The organism is Streptomyces carpinensis, assembly GCF_002154505.1.
Lineage (GTDB): Bacteria > Actinomycetota > Actinomycetes > Streptomycetales > Streptomycetaceae > Streptomyces > Streptomyces carpinensis.
The window spans coordinates 1-597 of record NZ_MUBM01000778.1 but is presented as its reverse complement, the minus strand read 5'-3'; the positions used below and the strand labels follow the sequence as shown (position 1 = coordinate 597).

The following is a 597-nucleotide window of genomic DNA, read 5'->3' as shown; positions in this document are numbered from 1 at the left end:
CGCTCTCGGGACCAAGGCACCTGTCACCGACCACGGTGGCGGCCATGGGCACGCTCGCCGGACAGGTCAGCACCGCGCTGCGCGACTTCCGGCACCCGGGCCTCGATCGCGTTCTTCAGTGGGACCTGCGGCACGCCGACCGCGTCGTCGCCATGCTCGCCGAGCACATCGACGAGCCCGACCGGCGCACCGCCGTCCACGCCGCGACCGCCGATGCCTGGGCGCTGGTCCACAAGCTCGCCGCCGTGCTGCCGTCGCAGGCCGTGCACCTGGACCTCACGGACGACAATCTGATCTGTTCTCCCGACGGCCACCTGCCCATGCCCGACGGAGTCATCGACTTCGGTGACGTGACGACGAGCTGGGCGGTCGGCGAACTCGCCGTGTCACTTTCCTCGATGCTCCACCACGACGGTGTCGAGCCTCACCACGTGCTGCCCGCCGTCCGGGCCTTCCACGCCGTGAGGCCGCTCTCCCCAAAGGAGGCCGAGGCGTTGTGGCCGCTCGTGGTCCTGCGCGCGGCCGGCCTGGTCGCCAGCGGGCGCCACCAGGCCGCGGTCGACGAGGACAACTCCTACGCCAAGGCCGCGCTGGACC

The 597-nt window shown here is 71.7% G+C and carries 1 protein-coding gene; it reads left to right on the top strand.

Features of this window, described 5'->3' with window-relative positions:
• Positions 1-44: 44 nt before the first annotated feature.
• Positions 45-597, top strand: a 553-nt coding sequence (locus BZY54_RS48725) for a phosphotransferase (protein ID WP_244217735.1), incomplete at its 3' end; no start/stop codon positions are given.